At 49.5% G+C, this 24,976-nt stretch carries 25 protein-coding genes and 1 tRNA gene; 19 read left to right on the top strand and 7 right to left on the bottom strand.

Going from position 1 to position 24,976, the window contains the following annotated elements; translation table 11 throughout:
- Positions 1-61: 61 nt before the first annotated feature.
- Positions 62-877, bottom strand: a complete 816-nt coding sequence (gene mutM / locus HA050_RS13295) for a bifunctional DNA-formamidopyrimidine glycosylase/DNA-(apurinic or apyrimidinic site) lyase (RefSeq protein WP_166826981.1) — start codon at positions 875-877, stop codon at positions 62-64.
- A 244-nt stretch (positions 878-1,121) separates the two neighbouring features.
- On the opposite strand from mutM, the gene HA050_RS13290 reads away from it, so the two are divergent.
- The 9 genes from HA050_RS13290 to HA050_RS13250 all read left to right on the top strand — a co-directional run bounded on the left by HA050_RS13290 (position 1,122) and on the right by HA050_RS13250 (position 8,563).
- Positions 1,122-2,888, top strand: coding sequence for a tetratricopeptide repeat protein (locus HA050_RS13290; protein WP_166826978.1), 1,767 nt, complete (start codon positions 1,122-1,124; stop codon positions 2,886-2,888).
- On the top strand, positions 2,888-3,415 hold the full coding sequence (gene lolB, locus HA050_RS13285) for a lipoprotein insertase outer membrane protein LolB (protein WP_166826975.1): 528 nt from the start codon (positions 2,888-2,890) through the stop codon (positions 3,413-3,415). The genes HA050_RS13290 and lolB overlap by 1 nt, the downstream gene beginning before the upstream one ends.
- On the top strand, positions 3,415-4,266 hold the full coding sequence (gene ispE, locus HA050_RS13280; RefSeq protein ID WP_166826972.1) for a 4-(cytidine 5'-diphospho)-2-C-methyl-D-erythritol kinase: 852 nt from the start codon (positions 3,415-3,417) through the stop codon (positions 4,264-4,266). Before lolB ends, ispE begins: the two co-directional genes overlap by 1 nt.
- A gap of 11 nt (positions 4,267-4,277) precedes the next feature.
- Positions 4,278-4,354, top strand: a tRNA-Gln gene (locus HA050_RS13275).
- 62 nt (positions 4,355-4,416) lie between these two features.
- A complete protein-coding gene (locus HA050_RS13270; RefSeq protein ID WP_099396806.1) occupies positions 4,417-5,367 on the top strand; it encodes a ribose-phosphate pyrophosphokinase in 951 nt (316 codons plus the stop codon).
- Positions 5,368-5,473: 106 nt separating this feature from the next.
- Positions 5,474-6,055: a 50S ribosomal protein L25/general stress protein Ctc gene (locus HA050_RS13265; RefSeq protein WP_166826969.1), complete on the top strand. Its 582-nt coding sequence runs from the start codon at positions 5,474-5,476 to the stop codon at positions 6,053-6,055.
- 100 nt (positions 6,056-6,155) lie between these two features.
- Positions 6,156-6,794 (top strand): hypothetical protein, encoded by a 639-nt coding sequence (locus tag HA050_RS13260; protein WP_166826967.1) that lies wholly within the window; start codon positions 6,156-6,158, stop codon positions 6,792-6,794.
- Between the two features lie 132 nt (positions 6,795-6,926).
- Positions 6,927-7,541 (top strand): aminoacyl-tRNA hydrolase, encoded by a 615-nt coding sequence (gene pth / locus HA050_RS13255; RefSeq protein ID WP_166826964.1) that lies wholly within the window; start codon positions 6,927-6,929, stop codon positions 7,539-7,541.
- Positions 7,538-8,563 carry a CobW family GTP-binding protein gene (locus HA050_RS13250; protein WP_166826961.1) on the top strand — a complete coding sequence of 342 codons (1,026 nt, stop codon included), beginning with the start codon at positions 7,538-7,540 and terminating at the stop codon, positions 8,561-8,563. The genes pth and HA050_RS13250 overlap by 4 nt, the downstream gene beginning before the upstream one ends.
- Positions 8,564-8,669: 106 nt before the next feature.
- Here the strand turns inward: HA050_RS13250 and HA050_RS13245 are convergent, their stop codons facing one another.
- Positions 8,670-9,416 carry a glycosyltransferase family 2 protein gene (locus HA050_RS13245; protein ID WP_166826958.1) on the bottom strand — a complete coding sequence of 249 codons (747 nt, stop codon included), beginning with the start codon at positions 9,414-9,416 and terminating at the stop codon, positions 8,670-8,672.
- Between the two features lie 217 nt (positions 9,417-9,633).
- Between HA050_RS13245 and HA050_RS13240 the strand changes: the two genes are divergently transcribed.
- The 7 genes from HA050_RS13240 to HA050_RS13210 all read left to right on the top strand — a co-directional run bounded on the left by HA050_RS13240 (position 9,634) and on the right by HA050_RS13210 (position 17,047).
- Positions 9,634-10,500 (top strand): glycosyltransferase family 2 protein, encoded by an 867-nt coding sequence (locus tag HA050_RS13240; RefSeq protein ID WP_166826955.1) that lies wholly within the window; start codon positions 9,634-9,636, stop codon positions 10,498-10,500.
- A complete protein-coding gene (locus HA050_RS13235; protein WP_166826952.1) occupies positions 10,497-11,696 on the top strand; it encodes an O-antigen ligase family protein in 1,200 nt (399 codons plus the stop codon). The genes HA050_RS13240 and HA050_RS13235 overlap by 4 nt, the downstream gene beginning before the upstream one ends.
- Entirely contained in the window at positions 11,693-12,508 is an 816-nt protein-coding gene (locus HA050_RS13230; RefSeq protein WP_166826949.1) for a glycosyltransferase family 2 protein, read from the top strand. Before HA050_RS13235 ends, HA050_RS13230 begins: the two co-directional genes overlap by 4 nt.
- Positions 12,509-12,674: 166 nt before the next feature.
- A complete protein-coding gene (metX, locus tag HA050_RS13225; RefSeq protein ID WP_166826946.1) occupies positions 12,675-13,814 on the top strand; it encodes a homoserine O-succinyltransferase MetX in 1,140 nt (379 codons plus the stop codon).
- Positions 13,811-14,407 (top strand): methionine biosynthesis protein MetW, encoded by a 597-nt coding sequence (metW, locus tag HA050_RS13220; RefSeq protein ID WP_166826943.1) that lies wholly within the window; start codon positions 13,811-13,813, stop codon positions 14,405-14,407. Before metX ends, metW begins: the two co-directional genes overlap by 4 nt.
- A gap of 487 nt (positions 14,408-14,894) precedes the next feature.
- Positions 14,895-15,872 carry a Gfo/Idh/MocA family protein gene (locus HA050_RS13215; RefSeq protein ID WP_166826940.1) on the top strand — a complete coding sequence of 326 codons (978 nt, stop codon included), beginning with the start codon at positions 14,895-14,897 and terminating at the stop codon, positions 15,870-15,872.
- A 41-nt stretch (positions 15,873-15,913) separates the two neighbouring features.
- A complete protein-coding gene (locus HA050_RS13210; protein WP_166826938.1) occupies positions 15,914-17,047 on the top strand; it encodes a M14 family metallopeptidase in 1,134 nt (377 codons plus the stop codon).
- Positions 17,048-17,088: 41 nt separating this feature from the next.
- Here the strand turns inward: HA050_RS13210 and ltaE are convergent, their stop codons facing one another.
- From ltaE to HA050_RS13195, 3 genes are all read right to left on the bottom strand, one after another.
- Positions 17,089-18,120: a low-specificity L-threonine aldolase gene (ltaE, locus tag HA050_RS13205; RefSeq protein WP_166826935.1), complete on the bottom strand. Its 1,032-nt coding sequence runs from the start codon at positions 18,118-18,120 to the stop codon at positions 17,089-17,091.
- Between the two features lie 132 nt (positions 18,121-18,252).
- Positions 18,253-18,903 (bottom strand): thiol:disulfide interchange protein DsbA/DsbL, encoded by a 651-nt coding sequence (locus HA050_RS13200; RefSeq protein WP_166826932.1) that lies wholly within the window; start codon positions 18,901-18,903, stop codon positions 18,253-18,255.
- A 17-nt stretch (positions 18,904-18,920) separates the two neighbouring features.
- The gene (locus HA050_RS13195) at positions 18,921-19,586 is read right to left on the bottom strand and encodes an SPOR domain-containing protein (RefSeq protein ID WP_166826929.1); all 666 of its coding nucleotides are present in this window, start codon (positions 19,584-19,586) and stop codon (positions 18,921-18,923) included.
- A gap of 527 nt (positions 19,587-20,113) precedes the next feature.
- On the opposite strand from HA050_RS13195, the gene argH reads away from it, so the two are divergent.
- Together argH and HA050_RS13185 are read left to right on the top strand one after the other, a co-directional pair.
- Positions 20,114-21,502 carry an argininosuccinate lyase gene (argH, locus tag HA050_RS13190; RefSeq protein WP_166826926.1) on the top strand — a complete coding sequence of 463 codons (1,389 nt, stop codon included), beginning with the start codon at positions 20,114-20,116 and terminating at the stop codon, positions 21,500-21,502.
- A 219-nt stretch (positions 21,503-21,721) separates the two neighbouring features.
- Entirely contained in the window at positions 21,722-22,174 is a 453-nt protein-coding gene (locus HA050_RS13185; RefSeq protein WP_166826923.1) for a GNAT family N-acetyltransferase, read from the top strand.
- On the opposite strand, the gene HA050_RS13180 is transcribed toward HA050_RS13185, so the two are convergent.
- Together HA050_RS13180 and HA050_RS13175 are read right to left on the bottom strand one after the other, a co-directional pair.
- Positions 22,171-22,641 (bottom strand): HPP family protein, encoded by a 471-nt coding sequence (locus HA050_RS13180; protein ID WP_166826920.1) that lies wholly within the window; start codon positions 22,639-22,641, stop codon positions 22,171-22,173. The genes HA050_RS13185 and HA050_RS13180 overlap by 4 nt on opposite strands.
- Before the next feature lie 77 nt (positions 22,642-22,718).
- A complete protein-coding gene (locus tag HA050_RS13175; RefSeq protein WP_166826917.1) occupies positions 22,719-23,261 on the bottom strand; it encodes a TetR/AcrR family transcriptional regulator in 543 nt (180 codons plus the stop codon).
- Between the two features lie 332 nt (positions 23,262-23,593).
- Here HA050_RS13175 and HA050_RS13170 point away from each other — a divergent pair, with 332 nt between their 5' ends.
- Positions 23,594-24,847, top strand: a complete 1,254-nt coding sequence (locus HA050_RS13170; RefSeq protein ID WP_166826914.1) for a D-amino acid dehydrogenase — start codon at positions 23,594-23,596, stop codon at positions 24,845-24,847.
- Positions 24,848-24,976: the final 129 nt, after the last annotated feature.

The following is a 24,976-nucleotide window of genomic DNA, read 5'->3' as shown; positions in this document are numbered from 1 at the left end:
TCTCTATTTGCGATGCCCGCACAAATGCAGGCTTTGTAAGTCGTTCTTTTTAATTAAATTATTAATGCTGGCAATGTGGGCAATAAAATGTACTGCGTTGCCCCTGGCGTATTTGTTTAATTTCAGAGTTGCAAATGCGGCACGGCATACCTGCCCGGCCATATACAAATGCACTCAGCTGAAAATAACCTGCTTTACCATCGCTATCCACATAATCACGCAGTGTGCTTCCGCCCGCAATAATTGCATCCCCTAGTGTTGCTTTGATTGCTGCAACTAATTGCGCTGATTCTTGAGGATTTAAGCTATTTGCCGCCCGGTTTGGATTAATTTTTGCTCTGAATAATGATTCAGAGGCATAGATATTCCCTACGCCTACCACTGTATGATTATCCATAATCGCAAGTTTAATCGCTATTTTCCGATTAGAGTTGGCTGATAGAAGATGGTCGGTATTAAATTGCTCTGATAATGGCTCCGGCCCCAGCTTTTGTAATAGCGGGTGCGGCCCGTTTTCTGCGGCTTGCCACAAGCAAGCGCCAAAACGGCGCGGGTCCCGGTAGCGCAGCCGTTTTCCATTACTTAAAATCAAATCAAAATGATCATGCTTTTCTGCAGGAAAAGCTTCAGTTAATACGCGTAAATTACCTGACATGCCTAAATGGATAATCAGTGTGCCGTGCTCAAAGCTAAAAAGAAGGTATTTGGCACGGCGGCTCAGGCTAAGAATTTTCCGGCCTTCCAGCATTTGTGCCAGATCGGCAGGAATGGGCCAGCGCAGCCTTGGCTGGCGAATAATCACACTTTTGATCTCTGCACCCTCAATATGCGATGCGATTCCTCTTCGTGTGGTTTCAACTTCTGGTAATTCTGGCACTTTGTTTTCCTGTGAGCGGGCTGAAGCCTGATCGGGCTGTAGGGTGTTCTGACGTGGAAATAATGTACAAAAATAACGTAATTATCTGTTTTAAAAGGATTTAGTTCTGTTTTTGCATGGTGTGGTGCATTCATCAGCTTATTGCTTGCTATGCGTTTCAAATAAAGTAAGCGTAAGACGAGCTATTACTATCTGAAATATCCGAGTTAATATGGAATGATTACTGACGTTACTGGATTGTGCCATGCCCGTCCCTTTCCGACACTATGCTCTTTGCTTACTTATTAGCGGCTTATTCCTGGGCGGCTGCGCCTCTGTGCCCGTTGCATCAACGTCTGGCACTGCCGCAAGCGAGCCCGCCGAAGCTGCAGGTGATGCTGAGCCTGTGAGGGATGAAAGTTTTGCTCCGGAATCCTTATCGCGCTTACCTTTAACCAATGATTTATTACTGCGCTTTTTAGTCGCGGATATTTCCTTGCAGCGTGGCCGTACTGCACTTTCTGCGCAAACATGGTACGACCTTGCTAATCGCACGCATGACCCGCGTGTGGCGCGCCGGGCAACAGAAGTTGCGGTAGGGGCAGGGCAGCTGGGGCTTGCTCAGGAAACCGCTCAGCAATGGATTACTGCCGCACCCAACTCGGCAGGGGCCCGGCAAATATTACTGACTTTATTAATTCGCGCCGACCGGATAGAAGAAGCCCGCCCGCATATTGAGGCTTTACTCGCTGCAAAACCTGAGGAAGCCCCTGCTTTCTTTATGCAAATGCATTTGCTGTGGGATAAAACCAGCGACAGAAAAGCCGCATGGCTGCTGACGGATGAGCTGACACAAAAATATCCGCAGCTGCCAGAGGCGCATTTTGCCCGTGCGGTAGCGATGGCCAATCAGGAGCGCTTTAACGATGCAATTGCAGAGTTGGATCGTGCACTGGCCAGCCGTCCCAATTGGGATGCGGTGATTCAGTACAAAGCTCAGCTTTTATCGAATCAATCGCCTGCCAGCAGCGTGGCATTTTTGCAAAAATCAGTAAAAGACAATCCGATGTCGCTGGTGCTGCGCAACTCGCTGGCACGCGAGCTGGTTGCTGCCCAGCGCTTACCAGAGGCAAATCAGGTTTACAAGGAAGTGCTGAATCTGCAGGCAACAAATTTAGACGCTTTAATTGGCACTGGCTTAATTGCATTGCAGCAGCGCGATTTGGATACGGCTTACCGGAATTTAAGCGCGGCTATTACACAAAACCCACGCAATGTGGATAACTTGCGTTATTACCTTGGCCAGATTTCTGAAGAGCGCTACCGTTTTGATGAAGCACTGAGCTGGTACAACCTGGTAGGGGGCGAGTTTGCGTCTTCTGCTAAAAAACGCTTACCCCGCGTTTATGCCCGCTTAGGCAGAATGGAAGAGGCGCGTAAAGCCATCGCGGCCTTGCCGGCAGACACTGAGCAGGCGCGAATTGAACACATCCAGATGGATGCGCAGCTGTGGCGCGAGGCCAAAGATTTCAAAAAGGGTGTGGATACTTTAAGTAAGGGCATCGCTGTTTATCCGCAGTCAGCAGATTTAATTTACGATCGGGCTTTAATGGCGGATATGCAAGGTGATTACGCCCTGGCTGAAAGCGATTTACGTAAGTATGTGGCGCTGATGCCAGCCAATGCTCAGGGAATGAATGCTTTGGGTTATACCCTGCTGACGCGTACCAGTAAGCTGGCAGAAGCCGAAAAACTGCTGGAGCAGGCCATTGCGCTTGAGCCAGACAGCCCGGTTATTCTGGATAGCTTGGGCTGGCTGCGTTATAAGCAGGGTAAAAAGCAGGAGGCAAAAGATTTACTGCAACGGGCTTATGCAAAATTAACCGAGCCGGATGTGGCGGCTCATCTGGCAGAAGTATTGTGGCAGCTCGGTGATAAAGCCGAAGCAAAAAAAATCGTGGATGAAGCGCTTTTAGTGGATGCAAAAAATGAAACGCTGCTTGAGGTGATTTCACGCCTGGGTATCCGCTGATGCGTTTATGGCTGGTTTTGCTGTTTTTATTAAGCGCCTGCAGCTCTGTGCCCCAGGCCCCGCGTGCTGGTTATTCAGCCAGTGGCAGGGTGGCTTTAAAAGTAGCAAATGAAAGGCATTATGCGCAATTCGACTGGCATCAGCTGGGTGAACAAAGTGAGCTTTCTTTATCCGGGCCACTTGGGCAAACGGCGGCAGAGCTGCGGTTCAGTCCTGGCAGTGCCAGCTTGCGTGATGCAAATCAGCGGGAAACTAAAGCTCACTCTGCTGATGAGTTAATTGCTGAAGCTTTAGGCTGGCCCTTGCCTGTGTCAGGATTACGCTGGTGGCTGCGCGGTGAGGCTGATCCGGAGCTTGCAGTAACAAGCCAGAGTGAGATTGAAAATGGCCGTCTGCTCTTACAATCAGGCTGGCGTATTGAAAGCACCGATTATCGCGGGCAGCCCAGTTTGCCGCACAAATTAACGCTGAGCCGCAGTGATTTAGAAATTAAAGTTGTGATTACAGAATGGCAATGGAATCCTTAATGAGTAACTCCCACGATTGGCAGGATTTTCCTGCCCCCGCCAAGCTCAATCTCTTTTTGCATATTGTGGGGCGCCGGAGCGATGGCTATCACCTGCTGCAATCTGTTTTTCAGCTGATTGATCTGGCCGATACCATTAGCCTGCGCATCAATGAAGACGGAGCAATCCAGCATCTGAACCCCTTGCCTGGGGTGCCTGCAGAAAGTGATTTAACCGTGCGTGCTGCGCGCTTGCTGCAAAAAGAGACCGGTTGCAGCAAAGGCGTGGATATCCGCGTGGAAAAACGCCTGCCTATGGGGGGCGGGGTAGGCGGAGGAAGCTCGGATGCTGCTACCGTAATGCTGGCACTAAATCGCTTATGGCAATTAAATATGCCGCGCAGCAGGCTGATGGAGCTGGGTTTAAGCCTTGGTGCGGATGTGCCGTTTTTTATTTTTGGCGAATCCGCATTCGTAGAAGGAATCGGCGAAATCATGACGCCAGTGGCTACGCCCGACGTAGATTTTGTGGTTTTACATCCGCAAGTCCATGTGTCGACACCACAAATTTTTTCAGATCCTGACTTGACAAGAAATACGCCGCCGATTAAAGTTCCGCACCTCAGCAGCGCCACCACCCAAAATGATCTGGAATACGTGGCCTGTAAGAATCATCCTGAAATACGCGAAAACATTACGTGGCTTAGCCAGTATGCTAATGCAAGGATGACTGGTTCAGGTAGTTGTGTTTTTGCAAGTTTTTCTTCACCCAACGAAGCAAACCGTGTAATATACGACCTGCCTAAAAATATGACCGGATATGTTGCCAGGTCATTAAGTAAGCATCCATTACATGAATTTGCCGAGTTTTAGGCAGTTTCATTAGGGGAGTCGCCAAGTTGGTTAAGGCATCGGATTTTGATTCCGACATGCGAAGGTTCGAATCCTTCTTCCCCTGCCAATCATTCTCAGAGAAGCGTGTAATTTTAAATTACACGCTTTTCGTCATTCTGGAATACGGAAATGGCTTACGATAGCCTCATGGTGTTTACCGGCAATGCTAACCCCAAGCTTGCTGACAGTGTAGTTAACCACCTGGACATCTCGATCGGCCGTGCAACGGTTGGTCGATTCTCTGACGGCGAAGTGACCGTTGAGCTCCTGGAGAACGTTCGCGGTCGCGATGTATTTGTTCTTCAGTCCACCTGTGTACCTACCAACGACAATCTGATGGAAGTCATGCTGATGGTTGATTCGCTAAAACGCGCATCGGCTGGCCGCATTACTGCAGCGATTCCTTATCTCGGGTATTCCCGTCAGGATCGTCGCCCACGCTCTGCACGTGTGCCTATTTCTGCCAAAGTGGTCGCAAATATGCTGACCGTGGCCGGGGTAGACCGTGTTCTGACTGTGGATGTACACGCAGATCAAATCCAGGGCTTCTTTGATATCCCGGTAGATAACATCTACTCGACACCTGTGTTGCTGTCGGATATCCGCGAAAAGCGCTATGAAAACCTGATGGTTGTCAGCCCGGACGTAGGCGGCGTATTACGTGCCCGTGCCATGGCTAAGCAATTGGGTGTGGATATGGCGATTATCGATAAACGCCGCCCTAAGGCTGGCGTTGCCGAAGTCATGCACATTATCGGTGATGTTAAAGACCGTACCTGTGTGATTATCGATGACATGATCGATACCGCCAACACCCTGTGTAAAGCCGCGCAAGCCCTGAAACAACACGGTGCGAAACGCGTATTGGCTTACGCAACGCACGCTGTGTTCTCGGGTGCTGCAGTAGAACGCATTATGCAATCTGACCTGGATGAAGTGGTTGTGACTGACACTATCCCGGTAAGCCAGGCTGCACAAGATAGTGGTCGTGTACGCGTAGTATCGATTGCCGGCCTCTTGGCTGAAACGATGCGCCGTATCAACAACGACGAATCCGTTTCGTCCTTGTTTGTAGATTAAATTTTGGACTTCGGTCCGCTTGCTGTGCTGTCTGGTCGCGGACAGCACTTATTTAAATGCACCAAGCCTGCCCTGAGGGTAAGCAAAGTGCTTACGGAGTTTTATCATGACTTTTGAAATCAATGCAGTAGCACGTGACGCGCAAGGTACGGGTGCGAGCCGCCGCCAGCGTCGTGACGGTCGTTTGCCAGCAATCGTTTACGGTGGCGATGTAGCCCCTGTAGCCGTAACTCTTGACCACAACAGCATGTACTACGCTTTGCAAAAAGAAGCGTTCCACACTGCTCTGATCAAGCTGAACATCGAAGGCGCTGCTTCCGAGCAAGTTCTGGTTCGCGCTGTTCAATACCACCCATTCAAGCAATTGGTTCTGCACGTTGACTTACAACGCGTAAACGACGCTACTGTTGTTGAATTGAAAGTGCCATTGCACTTCATCAACGGTGACACTTGCCTGGGCGTTAAAATGCAAGGCGGTTCAATCAGCACTGTACTGAACGAAGTAATGGTTCGTTGTGTAGCTTCCAAGCTGCCAGAATTTGTTACTGTTGACCTGAGCGAATTGTCTGCACTGAAGACATCCGTTCACTTGTCAGACATCAAGCTTGCAGATGGTATCGAACTGGTATCGCTGGCTTCTGGTAAAGACCTGGGTATCGTAAACCTGAACGGCGCAAAAGCTGTTTAAGTTTTAAAACTCAAAAAAAACCCGCTGCGGCGGGTTTTTTTTCGTCTTTCATTTCTTGCTATCTGCTATTCTTTTTTGTTGGAAATAAATGGGGAAAGCAATGAGAGATGAAGAGTTATATTCAAGTCAGAATCACCTTCAGTCATTTGTCTGGAGTCCCCTGGCCTGGCTGGCTAATTTACCGGTGATACCGCCGCGGCATAAGGCAAAGGTGAACGGTGCAGCTCTATTGCTGACAATTTGCCTGTTGATTTATTGGCTGGCTCCAAGGCTGGGTATTTCGCCGTTTCATGTCCGCCAGGATGGCCTGGATTACGCGCCATATTTTACGGATGTGCAGGTATCTGCAGACCGTAAAGCGCCGCAGGGCATGCTTATTGCTCAGGCGGAGCTGGGCTTGCCATGGGCATGGACATTTTATACGCTGAGCCAGTATTCATCTGAAAATACCCAGCAATTAGTATTAAGGAATCACGCTGGGACAATTGTCTGGCAGGCCAGCCTGGATGTGCCCGCAGAGGGGGACGTGACAGCGGCAACACCTGGCCGCTGGATTGGGCGGTTTAAATTGATTTCTGCCAGTGCAGGCTGGGCATGGTCTGGTGGCTGGAGTATCGAAATAGAATCAGATCGTATTGCATGGGGGAAAATTTATCTGGCCCCTGATGGCAGCTTGCGCCTTATCCGTCATGAGCCCAATGCTGCAGCTATGGCCGCACTCAGAAAAATGGGGGCATAACAGTCCGGCTGGCTAAAGCATCACAGACAAACCTGTGTCTGATTGTTTTATTGTTCTGTGCAAATTGTAAACCAAAGGTCAGCAGGCCCCAGGGTATCATATAGCCCTTTTCGCCCGTTTTTAAGAAAGACTATGCCGCAAATTAAACTGATCGTAGGGCTGGGCAATCCCGGCAGCGACTACGCGCAAACCCGCCATAATGCGGGCTTTTGGTGGGTGGATGAATTAGCTAAAGATGCCAATGCCTCTCTGCGCCACGATAATAAATTCCACGGCCTGGCTGCCAAAGCCCGCCTGCATGGCAGCGATGTGTGGCTGCTGGAGCCGCAAACGTTTATGAACCGCAGCGGCTTATCTGTGGTGGCCTTAGCGCAGTTTTATAAAATTCTGCCCGCAGAAATCCTGGTGGTGCATGACGAGCTGGATATTCCCGCAGGGCAGATCAAGCTCAAACAGGGGGGCGGCAATGGCGGCCATAACGGCTTAAAAGATATTCAGGCCCATCTGGGTACGCCTGATTTCTGGCGTTTACGTGTGGGCATCGGCCATCCGGGTAATAAGGCCGAAGTGGCTAATTTTGTACTCAAGCCACCGCGTAAAGAAGAATTCGAAGGCATTATGGATGTGTTTATTAAAGCCCATCACGTACTGCCTAAAATGCTGGCGGGGGATATGGGCGGGGCGATGCAGCAATTGCATGCGGGTGTGCAGCGGCCAAATAAACCGAAACCAGATTCAGCTCTATGAATCGCACTCCGGTAAATCTAATCAGTGGTTTTTTAGGCGTGGGCAAGACCACCGCCATGATGAAGCTGCTGGCCAGCAAGCCGCAGGATGAATACTGGGCAGTGGTGGTGAATGAGTTTGGCGAAGTGGGCATTGATGGCGCAAGCCTGTCGGTGGCGGCAGATGGCTTGCAGGTTGCCGAAGTGCCCGGCGGCTGTATCTGCTGCACCACCAGCCCCATGCTGCGCGTGACGCTGACAAAATTACTCAAAGGTAAGCGCCCGGATCGCCTGCTAATCGAGCCGTCCGGCTTGGGCCATCCGGCTGGGATTATCGATTTGCTGCGGGATCCTTTTTTGGCCGCTGCGCTGGATGTGCGTGCGGTGCTTACCCTGCTGGATGCACGACATTTACAAGACAGCCGCTATACCAGCCATGAAACATGGCGCGATCAGCTGCAACTGGCCGATGTGATTGTGTTGAGCAAGGCTGACCTGGCCGATGTGGAGCAAATGGGTGCAGCGTGGAAAATGGCGCAAGCCATGTTTCCGCCTAAGCTCGCCATTGTAGAAGCCGTGCAAGGCGTATTCGATCCTGCTTTGCTGGATTTAGATCTGCATCCGGAGCGCTGGCCAGCCACTAGCACGCCAAATACGCATAGCCATAATCTGCGTAAACGCGTAAAACCCGTGGCTGTGGAGGAAGAAGAGCCGGTCTGGCCGATTAAAAAATCCCATTCCGCCTTAGGATCGCACAGCTGTGGCTGGATTTTTGCCCCGGAAACGCTCTTTTTTAGTGGCAAGCTGGCCGATTTATTTGATGCGCTATCTAATCCGCAAAGCTTGGGCTTGGCAGGATTATCCCGTGCAAAAGGCGTGTTCCATACCGAGCGGGACTGGTATCGCTTCGATTGGGTAGACGGCATGCCAGGAGCCACCACCACGGCCTATCGCCGTGATTCCCGCTTTGAAGTGATTGTCAGCAGCGATACCGTGCCCGATTGGGCGGCGATAGAGGCGGCCATCCTGGCTGCGATGATGTGAGTTCCAAACCCAAACCGTGAACCACGGAGTTTAGAAGGACACGGAGCATCACGGAGAAAACTAAAGAATGTATTTCTCCGTGTTCTGTGGTTCAAGATTTGGTTTTTTAGTTGCGGCGTAATTCAATCGCGTGGGCGTATTTGATGTAAGAGGCGATGGCTTTGCCTAATGAGATCGCTAATCCATCGTGCCCCGCCAGAAAGCCCAGCTTAATTACATAATGTTTTAAAAACGAAAACAGGCAATGAAAGCCTGGTGTGAATGGGCCGATTTTTTTATTGGTTTTTGCGATAGTTTGTGCCTGCCATGTGCCGTAGAGGCAGGCTCGCTTGAAGATATCGGGATAATCTTTATAAGAATAATGGGTAATATGCGCGGGTATTTGTTTTAAAGAATTGCTTTGAATTTTGGTGTGCGCAGCAACAGGTGAAAAATCCACCTGTGTTTTATTAAAAATGCGCCGCACATAATCCGGATATTGCCCGGCAAAGCGGGTGGTTTGATTGCCGATATAATTGCGGCGGCGCGTTTCAATGGCGCTGACATTTTGCTGGCTTAAATCGGTATTTTTTAAATAAGCCACTAAATCGTCTTCTAAACGCTCATCGGCGTCTAAATTCAGTACCCAATCGTGGCGGCAGTGCGGCAAACCCACGCTGCGTTGCGGGCCATCGCCCAGGAAGGGCTGCGAAATCACCGTTGCACCTTCTTGTCTCGCTAATTCCACGGTGTTATCACTACTGCAAGAATCAACTACCACAATATCATCGCAAACCTGTTTCATGGAGCGCAGGCATTCAACGATATTGTGCGTTTCATTAAACGTAATAATCAGACCACTTATTTTTAACATGATTTGCAGGCGTATAAGGCTGTATTGAGGCTGCTATAATCTCCCGATTGGCTTGTTGCCCGCAAGGCTCTATTAACAATTTAGTACTTAGGCAAAACTTCCCCGCTGTGATTGCCGTATTTCACATACAGGCATCAAAGGCGTTTCTGCTGGAAAACTTTTGCGTAATGACTTATCTCATTGTGTTTAATAGATCCTCACATTTTATGGATCCCCTATGAAAGTTAGTGGCTTTACCTTCCTGCGCAATGGCACTCTGCTGGGCTATCCCTATATTGAAAGTTTAAAAAGCTTACTTAGCGTTTGCGATGAAGTGGTCGTGGCGGTGGGTAAAAGTGATGACGATACTCTGGAGCGGGTTCGCTCCATCGGCGATGCACGAATTCGGGTGATTGAAACCACCTGGAATGAAGATATGAAAGACCGTGGCTATGTCTATGCTCAGCAAAAAATGATTGCTCAGTTTAATTGCAGCGGTGATTGGGCGTTTTATCTGGAAGGCGATGAAGTCATTCATGAAGAAGATGCGCCACTGATTCGCGCCGCAATGGAAAAGCATTTAGCCAATCCTGAAGTTGAAGCGCTGGTATTTGATTATCACCATTTTTATGGCTGCCCGGATTTAGTGGCAAAAAGCCCCGCATGGTATCGCCGCGCACCAAGAATTATTCGTAACACGATTCGCAGCTGGGCACCGGATGGCCTGTTCTGGGTAGTAATGCATCAGAATAAGCGGGGCCGCTATCCGAATGCCGCTTTAGTGGGCTGTCCGATTTATCATTATGGCCATGTGCGATCCAGCGAAAAAATGAATGAAAAAATTCGCCAGGTTTCCCGCTATTGGAATCACACCCCAAAGGCGCATGATTACAGCCAGATTGATGCCAGTATTTTGCAGCCCTTTAAAGGCAAGCATCCGGCTATTGTGCTGCCATGGTTTCAGGATTATGCCGAATTAGTCTTTACGGCCGATCCGCAATATCGATTATCCAAACGCGAAAAACGTCATCGCTGGCAAATGAAAGTAGAAAAACTACTGGGCCGCGATTTAACTAAAAAACATTACCAACTGGTGGTGGTATGAATTTAAATATCGCCCGGCAGCCTCTGCTTTGGTTTGCCTTCCTTGCGGGCTTTGCTATTCCCGTTTCCACCGCCATGCAAAATATCAGCGCGGGGGTATTGGTTTTATTCGCGATTTTTACGCCCGAAATCCGCCAGCATATTGGCAATGCATTACGCCAGCCTTTAATTCAGGCCTGTCTTTTGATGTATTCGCTGTTTGTATTGGGCGTATTCTGGACCGACGCAACAATCAACGATGCTTTGGGCATGTTGCTTAAAATGCGGGCTTATCTATTAGCGCCTTTATTTTTTGCTGTGTGTACTTTAGCGCCTGTCCGCCAGTACTTATTAGCCGGATTTGGCTTAGGCGCAGCCATTACCCTTGTGCTTTCAATTGGCAGTGGCCTCAGTGGTACGCCTATTATTCAAGGTGTAATTGGTGATTACTCCGTTTTCAGAACTCATACCTATCACAGTACCTTTGTGAGTTTTTTTGCCTGCGGTATTGCCGCTTATTGGATGGCGGGGCGTTTGCCCAAGCAATGGCGCTGGCCAGCAGCAATCACCATTGCCCTGTGTATTTTTGATGTGTTCTTTATGGTGAAAGGGCGCACAGCGCAAGTATTGCTGCTTTTATTATTAGGCTTATTAGTGGTGTTGTGGCAGGGCAGGCGTGGTTTTTTTATTGCGCTGATTGCTGCTGCTGTAATGGGCCCTCTGCTTTATTTAGGCTCAAGCTCATTGCGCACAGGAATGAACATGGTGCAAAGTGAGGTACAAAGCTACGATAAAGGCGATATTGATACCTCGGTCGGTTTACGATTATTTTTTCATAAAGTAGCTAAAGATTTAATTAAAGAAGCACCGGTTTTAGGGCACGGTACCGGCAGCTATAAGCAGAATTATTTAAAAAATGCCGGCGATTCCGAAGTGCGCCGCTCATTTGCTAACCCGCATAATGATTATTTATGGCTGGGTGTAGAGCTGGGTGTGGCGGGGATGTTGTCTTTGGTTTTAGTTTTACTCGCTACAGCAAAACAGGCCTGGAATACCATTTCGGCTGAACGCTGGCTGGGCTTGGTTTTAGTTTGCTCTTATGGCGTATCAACCTTAGCCAATTCCTTTTTCACCGATAATATTACGGGCCTGGCTTATGTTTTATTGGCTTGTGCCTTGTTGGCGGGTTCCAGTTTTCAGCGTAAGGTTTCTTTATGATCAGCATTATTACGGCCATCCATAATCAATTAGCGGTGAATCAATTATTCTGGGAAAACCTGCAGCGTTATACCCATCACCCCTTTGAGCTGATTATTATTGATAATGGCTCATCTGATGGCAGTGCGGAGTTTTTTGATTCGGTGGGTGTAACGGTGATTCGCAATCACGCGAATTATGCTTATCCACACAGCCAGAATCAGGGTATTGCCATTGCAAAATATGACTGGCTTGCGTTTCTGAATAATGACATTATCGTATCCCCCCAATGGGACCTGAAGCTGATTGAATCGATGACAACGAATGGCTTAGAGGTGGCGACGGTTTGCGGAATTGAGCAAATTGAAAATGCCCAGGCGACTAAAAAGCTGAAGCACCGCTGGCAAAAAATTAAAAACATCCTCGGTTTATTTGGTTTTAATCGCACCACACTGAGCTGGATGCATAAGCTGATGTATCGTAATTGGGAAGGTTTTTGCCTTGATCGGCAAACACGGTTTAAGCATCAGATTAAAGAAGGCTTTGTGGGTAATACGGTAATGATTGCCCGTAGTGCTCTGGCAAAAATTGGCGAGTGGGATGAGCGCATTCAGGCCGCAGATTTCGATTTATATCTGCGTACTAAAAAGCGCGAACAGGAAGTGGGCGATATGCGCGCGATGCATGTTTGCCTGGATGTATTTATCCACCACTATATCCGCCTGACAATGAAAGCAGGCTATCCGCCTTTTGCAGACAGAGAGCAGCTGATTGGTCTTGAAGATAAATGGTCGGATGCAGAGCGGGCGCAATTAGCACAATTGAATAAATAGGGCTTAAAACCCAAGTCTGAAACCACGGAGCGCACAGAGTACACGGAGAAAACCTTTAGAGAGGTTTATATATTTTTACACTCGTTTTTGCCTTTCTCCGTGTGCTCCGAGTCCAAGGTTTATGGTTTGGGTTTGTAGTTTGAGCTTTTTAGACTTGGGAAAAACAATGCAGCTACCTCGCAGCGTTGGTTTAGTCACCGCTCAAAAAGCGGTTTTTGACGAGCCAATTACTTTATCTTCCGGCACTATCCTGCCGTATTACGAGTTGGTTTATGAAACCTATGGCAAGTTAAATGCCGATGCTTCTAATGCCATTTTGGTTTGCCATGCTCTTTCTGGTAATCACCATGTAGCGGGCCGCTATACCGTTGATGATAAAAATCCGGGCTGGTGGGATAGTATGATTGGCCCCGGTAAACCGATCGACACAGATAAATTCTTTGTAATTGGTTTAAATAATCTGGGTGGCTGCCATGGCTCAACCGGTCCTTCTTCAATTAATCCTGCTACGGGCCAGCCCTATGGTTCGACTTTCCCGCTGGTATTGGTGAGGGATTGGGTAGAAACGCAAAAACGCTTAGCCGATCGCTTAGGCATTGCCCAATTTGCAGCGGTTATTGGCGGAAGTTTGGGCGGGATGCAGGCATTGCGCTGGTCGATTACCCATCCGGAGCGCATTCGCCATTGCCTGGTGATTGCCTCTGCACCTAAATTAACTGCACAAAATATTGCTTTTAATGATGTGGCCCGCCAGGCAATTCTGACCGATCCGGATTTCCATGGCGGTGATTATTATCAGCACAATACCCTGCCGCGCCGTGGCCTGCGCTTGGCACGCATGCTGGGGCATATTACTTATTTAAGCGACGATGGTATGGGCGAGAAATTTGGCCGCCTGTTGCGTTCGGGCGAATATAAATACGGTTTTGAAGTGGAATTCGAAATTGAATCCTATCTGCGCTATCAGGGGGATAAATTTGCCGAAGTCTTTGATGCCAATACTTATTTGCTAATGACCAAAGCGCTGGATTATTTTGATCCGGCCCGTCATTACAATAATGATTTAGTGGCGGCTTTAAGTGAGGCCCAAGCGAAATTTCTGGTGGTTTCATTTACTACTGACTGGCGCTTTTCTCCTGCCCGTTCTAAAGAAATTGTAAAAGCATTACTCGCAGCTAAGCGCCAGGTTTCTTATGCAGAAATTGAATCAGAACACGGCCATGATGCATTCTTAATGGAAGACGCTCCTTATCACGCCATTATGCGCAACTATATGCAGCGGATTGCGAAGGAGATTGCCCAATGAGCCAAGTAGAAAATTTACGTCCTGATTTGCAATATATTGCCGACTGGATTCCCCCTCAATCCAGAGTATTGGATTTAGGGTGTGGTGACGGTGAATTGCTGGCCTGGCTGGCGGCCAAAAAAGAAGTCAGTGGCTACGGCGTGGAAATTGATGTCAATGGCGTAGTGGCTTGCGTGGCCAATGGCGTGAATGTGATTCAAAGCGATATGGAAAGTGGTTTATCCACTTTTGAAGACCATTCCTTTGATTATGTGGTGCTTTCCCTCACGATTCAGGCCATGCACAATATCGAAGGTATTTTGCAGGAAATGGTCAGAGTGGGTAAAACCGGGATTGTGACCTTTCCTAACTTTGGCTTCTGGGAAAACCGCTGGCAAATCCTCATGGGCAGAATGCCGGTGTCGGAAACGATTCCATTTGAATGGTATAACACCCCCAATATCCATTTTTGTACCGTGAATGATTTTGCTAAGTTATTGCATAAATCAGGCTTAAAAATCGATCATCAACTGGTATTGAATCAGGGTGAAAAAGTAGAGTTCCTGCCTAATTTGCTCGGCAGCCTGGCTTTGGTGCGGTTTAATAAAGTTTAAATCTTAAAGCACTTTAAACACCGGGGGCTGTAAGCACACAATCACTTTCAATATAAGTGAAGCGTTATTCGTAGGGCGGGTGCAACCCGCGCGGGCAATGTTGACAAGTACGCGGCTTGATCCCGTGCTTGTCAACCAAAGTCAAAAAGATCTTTTTAGTGCCTGCGGCACGTTGATTTAGGTGCGGGCGTCCCGCTGGACCTTCCTTTCTTGCTTCGCCAAGAAACGAAGCCAAAGAAGGCGACCCCTAAAACACGAAAGCTCCTCGCTGTGGACAATCGAGGCGGCGTCAATTCAACTCGCTTCGCTCAAACACGAATTGACGACTACCCCGCCCCGCTTGTTCCTCGCTCGGCGTGTTTTCAGGGGAGGGTAAAAGCCCTGTGCAAAAAGTGTAGTTATTACGTTTTTTCTCAGTGTGCTCTGTGTTCTCCCCAATTCACTGTGTTTGCAGGTTTAGGGTTCTATCTTGATTAAAAGGCGCTCAATGACTATTCGTTTTGGGATTATCGGCACGGGCCATATCGCCCATCGCTTTGCTCAGGGCCTGGCTGTTATTGCCGGCGAGGCCCGGCTTGCTGCTGTGTGGAATCGTAATCAGGCTAAGGCCAGCGCTTTTGCGGAGCAGTATGGCGGGGTGGTGTATCAGAGTGTGGATGATTTGCTCGCCAGCGATATTGATGCGGTGTATATCGCCACGCCCCATACCAGCCATGTTGAGTACAGCATTGCAGCGATGAAAGCGGGCAAGGCGGTACTGTGTGAAAAGCCTGCGGCCACCAGCCTTGCCGAGCTGGAACGCGTGCTGGATGTGGCGGCACAGACTGGCCAGTTGTTTATGGAGGCGATGAAGCCGGGATTTTATCCACTGTATCAGGCGCTGCGTGAGCACTTATCCACAGATCCGATTGGCCAGGTGGCTTTTGTGCGCTGCGGCTTTGCCAACCCGAATGTGGCACCGGATCATGCCGTGCTCAAGCCAGAAACGGCGGGTGGTGGCCTCCTGGATATCGGCATTTATGGTGCGTTTCTAGCGGTGGATTGGCTGGGCGGCGTGCAGAATGTGCAGGCCTTGGGGCGGCTGAATGGCGGTGTGGATACTTTTGCCAGCATTAACAGCCAGCACAGCGGCGGCATCAGCCAGCTTTACTGTGGTCTGGATTTAGCAGGATCGGGTGAGGCCATGCTGGCTGGGCCGGATGGCCATGTGGTATTGGATGAGAAATGGTGGAACCCAACTGCTGCTACTGTTTTTTATAAAGATGGCCGCAAAGTCAGGCTGGAAGCGCCACCAGTGGGCTCGGGCCTGCAATATGAAACCGCCCATTTTTGCCATTTATTGACCACAGGCCAAAGTGAAAGCCCGCTGATGCCTTATGCTCACTCCAGGGCCATGATTGCCATGATGGACGCAGCCAGAGCCGGGCTGGGCCTGGTCTATCCGTTTGAAGTAACAGGCAGTTAATCTTTATTTAGCTTCAATATTTTCTAATTCAGGATTGCATCATGCTAAAAATCTCCAGCCAGTTTGATTCTGGCGCTATTGAAGTCGTCAGCCTTGCTGACGCCCAGAATATCCATTTAAAGATCCGCAGCGATAACGCTTCGCCATTCAGCCAGTGGTTTCATTTCCGTTTGCTGGGCGCAAAAGATCAGGACTGTGTGATTCATTTTGATAATGCTGCCAGCAGCGCTTATCCCGATGGCTGGCCTGATTACAATGCCGTGGCCAGCTACGACACTGAAAACTGGTTCCGCGTGGCCAGTGATTACGATGGGCAAACGCTGCGTATCCATCACCGCCCGGAGCGCGAATCGGTTTTCTACGCTTATTTCGAGCCTTACTCGTGGGAGCGCCATATGCGCCTGATTGGCGAGGCCGTTGAAGCAAGCCCGCTGTGCGAGCTGGTGCATTTAGGCAGCACGCTGGATGGCCGTGATATGGATTTGCTGCGCGTTGGCGTGGAAATGCCTGGCAAGAAAAAAATATGGATTACCGCGCGTCAGCATCCGGGTGAAACCATGGCTGAATGGTTTGTGGAAGGCCTGCTGGAAACGCTGCTTGATCCGGAAAACGCTGTGGCTCGTGTGCTGCTGGAAAAAGCCGTGTTCTATATCGTGCCGAATATGAATCCGGATGGCAGCGTGCGCGGTAATTTGCGTACCAATGCGGCGGGTGCCAATCTGAACCGCGAATGGGCAACGCCAACGATGGAGCGCAGTCCTGAGGTATTCCTGGTGCGTCAGATGATGCTGCAAACCGGTATTGACGCCTTCCTGGATGTGCATGGCGACGAAGCGATTCCGCATAATTTTGTGGCGGGCTGTGATGACAATGCTTCATTCTCGGCTCACCAGGCCAGCCTGCAGGAGGCTTTTAAAGCGGCATGGCTGGCAACAAGTCCGGATTTCCAAAGCGAATTTGGTTATGAAAAAGGCAAATTTGGCCCGGAAACACTGACCATTGGTACCAACTGGGTAGGCGATGCCTTTGATTGCCTGGCTTACACCATTGAAATGCCATTTAAAGACACCGCTAAACGCCCATTGCCAGAAGTAGGCTGGAGCGGCGAGCGGAGCCGCCAGTTTGGCGCAAGCGTTTTGCTGCCGCTGCTGGCGGTTGTGGATAAGTTAAGGTAATCAAATTAAGGAGTGGTGTACCCACTCCTTAATCTAAAACCTTAAGCCGCAGCCAGAGCTGTTTTCATTGCTGCAATGACTTTATCAATCTCTTCTTTGCCGATCTGCCAGTGGCAAACAAAACGCCATTGGCCGTCTTCGGTGCCATTTGATTTAATGCCGCACTCGTTCAGGCAGGCAAGCAGCCTGGCTTCGTCAATCTCTTTGCTGATTTTAAAAAACACCATATTGATTTGCAGCTGGTCGGTGCAAACGTGCACATCAGGCAGGCTGGCCAGTTGCTGGGCCAGGTATTGTGCGTTTTTATGATCGTCCCCCAAGCGCTGGGTCATTTCTGTCAGCGCCAGCATAGCAGGGGCCGCGAGCACTCCGGCTTGCCGCCACCCACCGCCCAGAAGCTTGCGCTTTTTACGTGCAGTGGCGATAAATGCAGTATCACCGGCAAGAATAGAGCCGATTGGGGCCGCCAGGCCTTTGGATAAGCAGCACATCACGCTGTCTGCGTATTGGGTGATCTGTTTTACATCCACGCCTAAGTGGGTGGCGGCGTTAAAGACCCGGGCACCATCAAGGTGAACTTTCAGCCCTGCAGATTTTGCGGTTTCCCAGACTTCCTGCATGGCGGCAAGCGGGATAACCCGGCCACTGGAATGAGCGTTTTCCATACAGATTAAGCTTGTGCGCGGCAGGTGGATATCGCCTTCCGGCCGGATACGGCGGCGAACCTGCGCGGCATCCAGCACGCCGTTATGTGTGGGAACAGGGCGCAGATTAACGCCTGCAATTACGGCAGCTCCGCCTACTTCGTGCCAGACAATATGGCTGTCTTCGCCCAGGATTACTTCATCACCACGCTCGCAGTGGGTGAACAATGCCAGTTGATTACCAAAGGTGCCTGTAGGTACGAACAGGGCCGCTTCAAAGCCCAGTGTTTCGGCAGCAAAGCGTTCAAGCTCATTCACGCTGCTGTCATCCCCATAGACATCATCGCCAACGGCTGCATTCATCATGGCTGTACGCATGGCAGGTGTAGGCTGGGTAACGGTGTCACTACGCAGATCAATCCATTGCATGTTTAACGCTCCTGTAGGGGGAATGGCACTGTACTTACATTCAGGCTTCTGAGTATGCCTTGTTGTTTCAGGATTTAGGGCGTAAAAAATGCCCCGAATATATCCGGGGCATTTTTATTGCAGGGGGCTGGTTTATTTCTTTTTAGCCGCTGCAGGTTTGTCTTTGGCCAGAAGCTCATTAATAACCTGGGTAATGGTGCCATCTTCTTTGCCAACCATCGCCGGGCTGGTCACATATTTGCCATTGATGATAAACATAGGCACGCCATCTACCTGGTAATCACGTGTCATTTGCGCCAGTTTATTCATATTGGCGCTGCTGCTGAATGAGTTGTACTGGGCTTTGAATTTTTCTGCATCGATGCCTTGTTTTTTGATCCAGTCAAACAATACATCTTCCTTGCGTAATTCAATGCGATCTTTTTGCACGGCGGTCATAACAGCCAGCTGCTGCTTGCCTTCCAGACCCATTGCCTGCAAGGCGATAAAGATTTTAGCGTGGCCTTCCATATCGCTGCGGCCTGGCCATGCAACGTGCACGCGGCGGAAATTAACATTGGATGGTAATTTACTCGCCCAGTCTTCTACATAAGGGGCCACGGTAAAGCAGTGCGGGCAGCCATACCAGAAGAACTCGATTACTTCGCTTTTGCCAGCAACGGCAACCGCTTGTGGCTTCGTCATTTTTTTGTATTCAACGCCTTCACGGATGTCGGCGTGGGCAAGGCTTGCTGCCAGGAGTGTGGTGCCAATCAGTAATCGTTTGAGCCAAGTATTTAACATACGCAAGTCCTACCTTGTTATTTAACAACGGCGCTATCTACGCCATTCGCTTTTAGTTGTGAGCGGGCATTATCCAGCTCATTGCTGGAATTAAACGGGCCAAGCCGAACGCGATGCCAGATTCCTTTACCAGGAATATCGCTGGTTTGAATTCTGGCTTCTATGCCAAGTAAGGCGAGTTTGGCTTTAAGATTATCTGCATCTTGTTCATTTTGGAATGAGCCAATTTGTAAATATGCCCCTTTTGGTACTTCTACTTTTACCGGCGGGCTGGCTTCAGGCTTTTTAGGCTCGGAAGGCTTAGCTGCTTCGGCAGGTTTTTTGTCTGCAAGTTCCGGCAGCATTTTATAAAAATCAAAGCGCTCGCCATTCTCATTCTTAACTGCGGAGGCGGTTGGTGTGGGTGTGACAATAATCACATCATTTTTGCCGCCGGGTGATAAGACTTCCGGTGTTTGTGGCGGCTGGCCAACAGGTGCTGAAGAAATGGCATCAGCAGGTGTGGTACTTACTTTGCCTGCAAAAGGATTTCCACTGCGGTTTAAAAATACCGCAACAGCAACGGCGACAGCGACACCGCCAAATAAACCAATCAGCAATCCTGTCAGCAGAGATCCTCCGCCACCACTTTTTGAGGAGTTGCTGGTACTGCTGCGAGGTGTTTTTTTCATGTCTCTGGACATTGCATACTCTCTGTGGCGCTGCTGTATTCAATAACGGTTTAAGTTGGGGCAGGCCAGAAGCACAAAGCGGGTATTGCTTTTATGTCATAGTCTGCCTGACTGTTTCACAATTCTTGCTTCAGAGGATACGTTTCGAAGATGAATATGAAACGATCGATATGCCTGCAATATTGTTTGAATTATCGGGCATTCGTTTTTTGTCATAACTAAATGAAACTGATTATGTTTTTTGCATGAATCGGCTTTCATTCTTATTTATGCAGCGGATTATACGGGCCTTTGCTCTTTTGGAGCAGGCAACATTCTTGGTTTTTATAAGGTATTCTGCGTTTTTACAGCGTATTCTTATCGCTGTATAAGCAATAATCTACTTTGCCTGCAGTATAGGTTCTTTTCTTTGTCAGAATAGCAACAGGAAGCTCTTTCAGACAAATTACCGTGGCATATTTATTCAACGGAAATTTTACGTATTGTTGATGCGGGCAGATATAATTTGGCTTAAATCAAGATTCGATCAGGAAAAAAACATGCAAGATCAGAGCAAAAAGATGTGGTCTGGCCGTTTTAACGAGCCGGTTACAGAACTCGTCAAGCGTTATACCGCCTCGGTAGATTTTGATAAACGCATGGCCGAAGTAGATATTCAGGGCTCCCTGGCTCACGCCACCATGCTGAATAAAGTAGGCGTATTGTCAGTTGAAGACCTGAAATCTATTCAGGGTGGCATGGCCGATATCCTGAACGAAATCCGTGAAGGCACGTTTGAATGGAGCCTCGATTTAGAAGACGTGCATATGAATATTGAGCGTCGCCTGACTCAGATGATAGGCGATGCAGGTAAGCGCCTGCATACCGGCCGCAGCCGTAATGATCAGGTAGCCACCGATATCCGCCTGTATCTGCGCGGCGCAATTGATTTGCTGGTTGGCCTTGTGCACGAGCTGCAGGTTTCCCTGATTGATCTTGCAGAAAAAAATGCCTCTACCGTGATGCCTGGCTTTACTCATTTGCAAGTGGCTCAGCCTGTAACCTTCGGCCACCATATGATGGCTTATGTAGAAATGCTGGGCCGCGATGCTGAGCGTTTGATTGATGCACGTAAACGTGTGAATCGCTTACCACTGGGCTCGGCAGCGCTGGCCGGTACAACGTACCCTATTGACAGGGAATACACCGCAAAATTGCTGGGTTTTGATGATGTCTGTCAGAACTCGCTCGATGCGGTTTCAGACCGTGATTTTGCAATTGAATTTACGGCCGCCGCAGCGCTGGTGATGACGCATTTGTCGCGCTTATCCGAAGAGCTGATCCTCTGGATGAGCCCGCGTTACGGCTTTATTGATATTGCTGATCGCTTTTGTACCGGCAGCTCTATCATGCCGCAAAAGAAAAATCCGGATGTGCCTGAGCTGGTGCGTGGTAAAACTGGCCGTGTGAATGGCAGCCTGATTTCCTTACTCACTTTAATGAAAGGCCAGCCACTGGCTTACAATAAAGACAATCAGGAAGATAAAGAGCCGCTGTTTGATACGGTAGACACACTCACAGATACCCTGCGTATTTATGCCGATATGATGCGTGGTATTACTGTAAAACCTGATGCCATGGTGCGTGCGGTGAAACAGGGCTTTTCTACTGCAACTGATCTTGCCGATTATCTGGTGAAGCGTGGCATTCCGTTCCGCGATGCACATGAGGCGGTTGCTTTAGCTGTGCGCTATGCCGAGCAAAAGCATAAAGACCTTGGCGATTTGCAACTGGTTGAATTGCAAAGTTTCTCTCCGCTGATTGAAGACGATATTTTTGAAGTGCTGACGCTGGAAGGCTCTCTGAATGCCCGTAACCATGTGGGTGGCACTGCGCCGTTCCAGGTGCTGGTGCAAATTGCCAAATGGCGTGAAAAGCTGGGCTGCTAAAAATATAGTGATTTCCAAATAAAGCAGGTGTGTGCACAAAGCCCAAATCTTGAACCACAGAGGACACAGATTTACACGGAGAAAACCAAGACAAACAATCGGTTTTTTTATGTTTTGTGTGTATTTCGTGGATCGCCGTTTTGTTTTTAGCACTCCTGTGCCGTTACGCCACTTCATCAAAAAGGCTGCTTTGGCAGCCTTTTTCTTAGGATACAGATTATGGAATTGCAATGGCGTTGGTTTGCTTTGGCGGAATTTGATGCGCTGACTTTGTATGCTCATTTAAAGTTACGTCAGGATGTTTTTATTATTGAGCAAAACTGTGTTTATCCGGATATGGATCAATACGATGCGGTTTCGCAGCATTTATTAGGCTTTGATCCAAACGGCCAGGTGCTTGCCAGCCTGCGTCTGGTCCCGCCCGGTCTTAAATATGCAGAGCCCTCGATTGGGCGGGTGATTACTCACCCGGATGCACGCCGTGGCGGAACCGGATCAAAGCTGGTAGCAGAAGGTTTGCGCTATGCAAGTCAGCTTTATCCGGGCCAGGGGCATCGTATTGGAGCGCAATCCCATTTGCAGGGTTTTTACGGCAATTTTGGCTTTGTGCCGGTGGGTCAGGAATATTTAGAAGACAATATCCCGCATATCGATATGGTGATTGCAGCTTAACGCTTTACCGGATAGCTGAATTTACCTGTGGCACGGTGGTAAAGGGTGGCAAGCAGCACCAGCAAAATAGCTCCGCTTGCCACAGGGGTGAGTAAAAACCAGGCCCCCAGCGGCTTGGCTGCCAGAAAAAACAGCAGCGGGTTTGCTCCGGCTGGTGGATGAGTTGTTTTAGTCAGTACCATCAGGCTTATGGCAAGCCCCACCGCCAGTGCGGCAAACAGCGCTGTATTCGGGGCCAGTGAATAAAACGCCAGCCCCACACTGGCGGTAAGCAAATGCCCGCCGATTACATTTCGTGGCTGAGATAGGGCCGCTTCGGGCAGAGCAAACAGCAAAACACAGCTTGCACCAAATGGCGCCATAATCAGTGCTGCTGTTCCAAATTCGCTGACGCCTGCCAGCAGTAAAATCGCAATAAACCCGCCTGTTCCCGCGAGTAAGGCATGCTTTAAAGTGTGAGTATCCATTAAGTTTTCCTTTATTTTATACTGAACGGTTGGTATGTTTTTGTATAAAAAATGATCAGTCTGGGTATGGTGAATCTTTAATCGCAGTGCCGGAGTAATGCTTGCAGCTGGCGCTGTAAGGGCTCGATATTGCCATTGATCCGGTACATCAGAATGCAGCCCTGGACGATGGCGAGGGCATCAATACTGAGTATTTTGGCTTTGTCGGCAGGATGAGCGGCGATAAATGCCTGGTAGTAGCAGCCTTGCCATTTATTAAAAAAATGTGAAATAGCCTGTTGGAATGGCCCGCTTGCTGCGCTTGTTTCCAGGCTTAAGCTGGCCAGCAGACAGCCATCGGGGTGCTGCCAGAAAAATTCTTCTACTGCCAGATTAAACGCTGCCAGGCCAGCAGCGGGCTGAGAAGCGTGTATTTGAGAGAAAATATGCTCGTCAAAATAGGCTTCTAATTGCTCCAGCGCAGCCAGCCCCAGTGCTTCTTTGCTGGCAAAGTGATGGTAAAGGCTGCCCTTGGTAATGCCGCAAGCCTGCACTATTTCCCCGATACTGGTCGCCGCGTAGCCTTTCATTCTGAATAAGGCAGTGGCTTGATCGATAAGTTGTTGTTTAGTGATTGGCATTGCAGCACTCTGGCATAAAAACAAACCAATCGTACGGTATGTTTATGTGCTGATCAAGTGTTTTGCTGTGAAGGGCAGGGGCTGTCTTTATTATGAAATGCACAGCCTTCATTCTATTGGCCGTGATAATAAAACTTATGCCATACATTTAATACATCAAACAATTTTATTGCTCATATAGCAAAAAGTTGGGTTGATCATTCCTTTATTTATTTGATTAAGGAATAAATACCCAAATATACTTATGCAAGGGGAATCACCTATCGCTGAACCTCTTCCCCGGCGATATGCTGCAAACAGTACACACCCGAATGGGTTAAGGATTAAATAATATGCAAGTGATTGTAATCGGAGCTGGCGTTGTCGGCGTAGCAACTGCGCACTACCTGCGCGCAGCGGGATGCGAAGTCACCGTACTGGAACAACTGGACGGGCCTGCAACCGAAACGAGCTTTGCCAATGCGGGCCAGGTATCGCCTGGCTATGCAGCACCCTGGGCTGCACCGGGTATTCCGTGGAAAGCGGTTAAATGGCTGACTCAGCCCCATTCCCCACTCAAAATTCGTCCGGATGGCAGCTTTTTTCAGCTGTCATGGATGGCCAAAATGCTGGCTAATTGCACCACCGCAGCTTATGAGCGCAATAAAGGCCGTATGGTGCCGCTGGCCGAATACAGCCGTGACTGCTTGCGTGATTTGCGCGAAGAGCTGGATCTGCAGTACGAGCAACGCAGCTTAGGCACCTTGCAGGTATTTCGCACAGCCAAGCAGCTTGAAGCTGCACAACGTGATTCGGATATCTTAAGCGCCATCGGCGTGCCTAATCATTTACTGGATGCACAGGGCCTGGTCGATGCAGAGCCGGCCTTAGCGCGTGTGCCGGGTAAATTGGTTGGCGCTTTACAATTGCCCAATGATGAAACGGGCGACTGCAAAATGTTCACCGATAAGCTGGCCGCCCGTTGCGAAGCCGCTGGTGTGGTGTTCCGCTATGGTGTAACCGTTGAGCGTTTGATTGCAGCCAACCAGCAAATCCGCCAGGTTCAGCTCAAAGGCGGTGAAGTTTTGAATGCTGATCATGTGGTGCTGGCCGCTGGCTGCACATCGCGCGCTCTGGCCGCCCCCCTGGGGCTGGATTTACCGGTTTATCCGGTGAAGGGCTATTCGCTGACGATTCCTTTGAAAGATGCAGATGCGGCTCCCCGTTCTACCGTACTGGATGAGAGCTACAAAATTGCGCTGACCCGCTTTGATTCACGCCTGCGTGTGGGTGGCATGGCGGAGGTTGCGGGTTACGATAAGCATCTGGATATGGGCCGCGTTGCCACCCTGGCCATGGTGACCAATGATTTGTTTCCGGATGCAGGGGATACCAGCCAGGGCACGCCCTGGACTGGCTTGCGCCCAATGACGCCGGATGGCACACCGCTGGTAGGTGGTACGTCTTATCCAAATCTGTGGCTCAATACCGGTCATGGCACACTGGGCTGGACCATGGCCTGCGGCTCAGGCCGCGTGCTGGCGGATCTGATTAGCAAGAAAAAACCGGAAATCGAAAGCAGCGGCTTGGCTTTAGCGCGTTATTGATTGAGGGCAGGGTTGGCTCAACTTAAGCATAATGCTTATACAGCCCGTTATTTCCGGGCGTATTTATTGGAAATCCAGCCGTGTTGCACGATTTCCGCTTTCGCGGGAATGACGCACGGGAACGGATGT

The organism is Iodobacter violaceini, from assembly GCF_011601265.1.
GTDB lineage: Bacteria > Pseudomonadota > Gammaproteobacteria > Burkholderiales > Chitinibacteraceae > Iodobacter > Iodobacter violaceini.
The sequence above is the reverse complement of the archived record's forward strand: the minus strand, read 5'-3'. Positions and strand labels throughout refer to the sequence as shown.

Coding starts and splice junctions, on each gene's coding strand:
- ltaE (WP_166826935.1), bottom strand. CDS start 18,120: ATGCAATGGATTGATCTGCGTAGTGACACCGTTACCCAGCCTACACCT.
- HA050_RS13265 (WP_166826969.1), top strand. CDS start 5,474: ATGACTTTTGAAATCAATGCAGTAGCACGTGACGCGCAAGGTACGGGT.
- HA050_RS13200 (WP_166826932.1), bottom strand. CDS start 18,903: ATGTTAAATACTTGGCTCAAACGATTACTGATTGGCACCACACTCCTG.
- HA050_RS13210 (WP_166826938.1), top strand. CDS start 15,914: ATGCTAAAAATCTCCAGCCAGTTTGATTCTGGCGCTATTGAAGTCGTC.
- argH (WP_166826926.1), top strand. CDS start 20,114: ATGCAAGATCAGAGCAAAAAGATGTGGTCTGGCCGTTTTAACGAGCCG.
- metW (WP_166826943.1), top strand. CDS start 13,811: ATGAGCCAAGTAGAAAATTTACGTCCTGATTTGCAATATATTGCCGAC.
- HA050_RS13215 (WP_166826940.1), top strand. CDS start 14,895: ATGACTATTCGTTTTGGGATTATCGGCACGGGCCATATCGCCCATCGC.
- ispE (WP_166826972.1), top strand. CDS start 3,415: ATGAGTAACTCCCACGATTGGCAGGATTTTCCTGCCCCCGCCAAGCTC.
- HA050_RS13230 (WP_166826949.1), top strand. CDS start 11,693: ATGATCAGCATTATTACGGCCATCCATAATCAATTAGCGGTGAATCAA.
- HA050_RS13240 (WP_166826955.1), top strand. CDS start 9,634: ATGAAAGTTAGTGGCTTTACCTTCCTGCGCAATGGCACTCTGCTGGGC.
- HA050_RS13260 (WP_166826967.1), top strand. CDS start 6,156: ATGAGAGATGAAGAGTTATATTCAAGTCAGAATCACCTTCAGTCATTT.
- HA050_RS13170 (WP_166826914.1), top strand. CDS start 23,594: ATGCAAGTGATTGTAATCGGAGCTGGCGTTGTCGGCGTAGCAACTGCG.
- HA050_RS13180 (WP_166826920.1), bottom strand. CDS start 22,641: ATGGATACTCACACTTTAAAGCATGCCTTACTCGCGGGAACAGGCGGG.
- pth (WP_166826964.1), top strand. CDS start 6,927: ATGCCGCAAATTAAACTGATCGTAGGGCTGGGCAATCCCGGCAGCGAC.
- HA050_RS13250 (WP_166826961.1), top strand. CDS start 7,538: ATGAATCGCACTCCGGTAAATCTAATCAGTGGTTTTTTAGGCGTGGGC.
- HA050_RS13270 (WP_099396806.1), top strand. CDS start 4,417: ATGGCTTACGATAGCCTCATGGTGTTTACCGGCAATGCTAACCCCAAG.
- HA050_RS13195 (WP_166826929.1), bottom strand. CDS start 19,586: ATGTCCAGAGACATGAAAAAAACACCTCGCAGCAGTACCAGCAACTCC.
- metX (WP_166826946.1), top strand. CDS start 12,675: ATGCAGCTACCTCGCAGCGTTGGTTTAGTCACCGCTCAAAAAGCGGTT.
- HA050_RS13175 (WP_166826917.1), bottom strand. CDS start 23,261: ATGCCAATCACTAAACAACAACTTATCGATCAAGCCACTGCCTTATTC.
- lolB (WP_166826975.1), top strand. CDS start 2,888: ATGCGTTTATGGCTGGTTTTGCTGTTTTTATTAAGCGCCTGCAGCTCT.
- HA050_RS13185 (WP_166826923.1), top strand. CDS start 21,722: ATGGAATTGCAATGGCGTTGGTTTGCTTTGGCGGAATTTGATGCGCTG.
- HA050_RS13235 (WP_166826952.1), top strand. CDS start 10,497: ATGAATTTAAATATCGCCCGGCAGCCTCTGCTTTGGTTTGCCTTCCTT.
- HA050_RS13290 (WP_166826978.1), top strand. CDS start 1,122: ATGCCCGTCCCTTTCCGACACTATGCTCTTTGCTTACTTATTAGCGGC.
- HA050_RS13245 (WP_166826958.1), bottom strand. CDS start 9,416: ATGTTAAAAATAAGTGGTCTGATTATTACGTTTAATGAAACGCACAAT.